2 protein-coding genes are annotated in these 2,915 nt (G+C 72.3%); both read right to left on the bottom strand.

Features of this window, described 5'->3' with window-relative positions; translation table 11 throughout:
- Positions 1–297: condensation domain-containing protein (locus tag AB0J08_RS41355; protein ID WP_360645283.1), on the bottom strand; the 297-nt coding region annotated here is incomplete at its 3' end.
- A gap of 41 nt (positions 298–338) precedes the next feature.
- The coding region (locus AB0J08_RS41350; RefSeq protein WP_360645280.1) for an amino acid adenylation domain-containing protein at positions 339–2,915 on the bottom strand (2,577 nt) is incomplete at its 5' end.

Genomic DNA, 2,915 nt, shown 5'->3' with positions numbered 1-2,915 from the left:
ACGGAACACCGTCCGCAACACCTCATGCCGCCCCACCACCACCGACAACGCCCCACCCAACGCACCCACGTCCAACCCACCCCGCACCCGCACCGAGGAGCAGGCGTTCCACGAGGTGGTGCCGGGGGCCATCCGGTCCAGGAACCAGAGCCGCTGCTGGGCGAAGGAGAGCGGCAACGGCTTGCTCCGGTCCGCGCGCGCGATGGTGCGGTCGGCGCGCTTCGCGCTGAGCAGCTTCTCCAGGAGCGCTCGCTGCGTGTCGGTGAGGTTGGCTATCCGCTCGTTCGCGTGGGTCATCGGTGCTCGGCCAATCTGCAAGTCGCGTGCACTGAGGGGGGTCACTGCTGTTCGAGCCGCCGCAGCGCCTCTTCGATCTCCGCGTCGGTCATGCCTTCGACGGCGCTGAGGGCCTCGCTCAGCTCCTGCTCCGCGGCCTCGCGGCGGCTTTGGAGTTCGGCTGCGAGCGCGCGCGGCGAGGGGCTGCGGAACAGGCTCTCCAGGGACACGTCCGTCTCCGTCGCGGTGCGCAGCCGGGCGACGACCCGGGTGGCGAGCAGGGACTGGCCGCCCAGCGCGAAGAACGTGTCGTCGATGCCGACCGCATCGAGGTCGAGGACCTCGGCGAACACCTGGCAGACCAGTTCCTCGTCGGGGGTGCGGGGGGCGACGTAGGCGGCCGCCTCGGTCCGGTCCGGGACGGGCAGGGCCGTGCGGTCGATCTTTCCGGTGGAGGTCAGCGGCAGGGTGTCGAGCACCACGAAGTGGGTGGGCACCATGTACTCGGGCACGGCGGCGCCGGTGTGCGCCCGCAGGGACGCCACCAGGTCGGCGCGGTCCGCCGAAGACGCTTCCCCCGAAGGTGCTCCCACCGAAGGCACTCCCACCGGAGGGGCCTGCGCCGAGGAGCCCTGCGCCGAGGGCCCGTCCGGCACCACGTAGGCCACCAGCCGCTTGCCACCCGGACCGTCGTCCCGGACCACGACCAGGGCCTGGGCGACCGACGGGTGCCGGCGCAGCACGCTCTCGACCTCGCCCGGCTCCACCCGGAAGCCCCGGATCTTCACCTGGTCGTCGACCCGGCCGAGGTACTCCAGGGTGCCGTCCGCGAGCCAGCGCCCGACGTCGCCGGTGCGGTACATGCGCGAGCCCGGCTCGCCGAACGGGTCGGCGACGAAGCGCTCCGCCGTCAGCCCCGGCCGCCCCGCGTAGCCGCGCGCCAGGCCGATCCCGGTCACGTGCAGTTCGCCGGCGACTCCCACGGGCGCGGGCCGCAGCCGGTCGTCGAGCACGAGGACGCGGTGGTTCGGCAGTGGCCTGCCGAGCGGGACGCCGTCCGCCCCCGGCCGGTTCCGGGTGTTCATCCGGTGGCCGGTGACGATGACCGTCGCCTCGGTGGGGCCGTAGACATTGACGATCTGCAGGTGCGGGTGCAGGTCGAGGAGCCGGGAGACGGTCGCCGTCGGCGCCGTGTCACCGCCCACCTGCACCTCGCGTACTCCCGCGAAGACCTCCGGGCACTCGTCGGCGAGGAGTTCGAGCAGGCCGGGGGTGAGGAACACCGCGGTGACCCCGTGTTCGGTGATGACCGATCGGAAGGTCTCCGCGTCGACGGCGCCGCGCGGGGCGAGCACGAGCGTGCCGCCGGACAGCAGGGCGGGCCACAGCTCGGCCGTGGACACGTCGAACGCGTAGGACGAATGCACCAGCACCCGCTCGTAGGCGCCGCCGGCGAACAGCGGGTCGCAGGCGAACCCGACGACGTTGCGGTGGGTCACCGCGACGCCCTTGGGGGTGCCGGTGGATCCCGAGGTGTAGATCAGGTAGGCCAGTGAGTCCGGCCGCGGCCGGTGTTCGATGACCGGGTGGTCGGGCAGGTGGTCGATGTCGGCACCGATGTCGACCACCACGACCGTCCGGTCGGCGAGCTCTGCCGTCAGGTCGGTGAGCAGGTCGGCGAGTTCCGCCGGGCGGTCGGTGAGCACGAAGCGCGCGCCGGACTCCGCCAGCATCCACAGCTTGCGGGACGCCGGGTTGCGTTCGTCCATGGGCAGGTAGGCCCCACCGGCCTTGAGCACGGCGACGGCGGCGACGACGGTCTCGGGTGACCTGCCGATGTCCAGGCCCACGACGTCCTCGGCACCCAGGCCGAGTTCGACCAGCCGGTGGGCCAGTCGGTTGGACGCCCTGTCGAGCTGGGCATGGGTGAGGTGTCGGTCGCCCTGGCGGACGGCCGTCGCGTCGGGGGTCCGCGCGGCCCGCTCGGCGAGCAGGTCCGGCAGCGTTCGGGCCGGTACCGGCTGGTCGCTCCCCTGCCAGGTGGTGAGGACGCGTTCACGCTCCCGCGCGTCCTGCAGCGACAGGCGCGACAGCGGCCGGTCGGGGTCCGCCATCGCCTCGCACACCACGTTCCCCAGGTGGTCGAGCAGTCGCTGGACGGTCGCGTGGTCGAACAGCGCGCTGCTGTAGGTCGCCTGCCCGGTGATGCCGCCGTCCCGGTCCTCCACGAGGTGTAGTTCGAGGTCGACCCGGGTGGACACCCGGTCGCCGGCGAAGATCTCGGCTTCCTCACCGGTCTCGGCGAGCCGCCCGAAGGAGGGGGTGTTGACGATCTGGAAGACGACCTGGACGAGGGGGTGGCGGGACAGGTCGCGTTCGGGGCGCAGGTGTTCCACGAGGTACTCGAAGGGCAGGTCCTGATGGGTGTACGCACCCAGCGCACCCTCCCGAACCCGGCCCACCAGCTCCCGGAACGACGGATCACCCGACACGTCCGTACGCAGGACCAGCGTGTTCACGAAGAAACCGACCAGCCCCTCCAGCTCGCGGCGCGGCCGGTTCGCCACCGGCGAACCCACCACCACGTCCTCCACCCCGCAGTACCGCGCCAGCACCACCTTGAACGCCGCCAGCACCAC

This window comes from Kitasatospora sp. NPDC050463 (assembly GCF_040655255.1).
Taxonomy (GTDB): domain Bacteria; phylum Actinomycetota; class Actinomycetes; order Streptomycetales; family Streptomycetaceae; genus Kitasatospora.
Note: the sequence above shows the minus strand (reverse complement) of the source record. Positions and strands in the feature narration are given on the sequence as shown.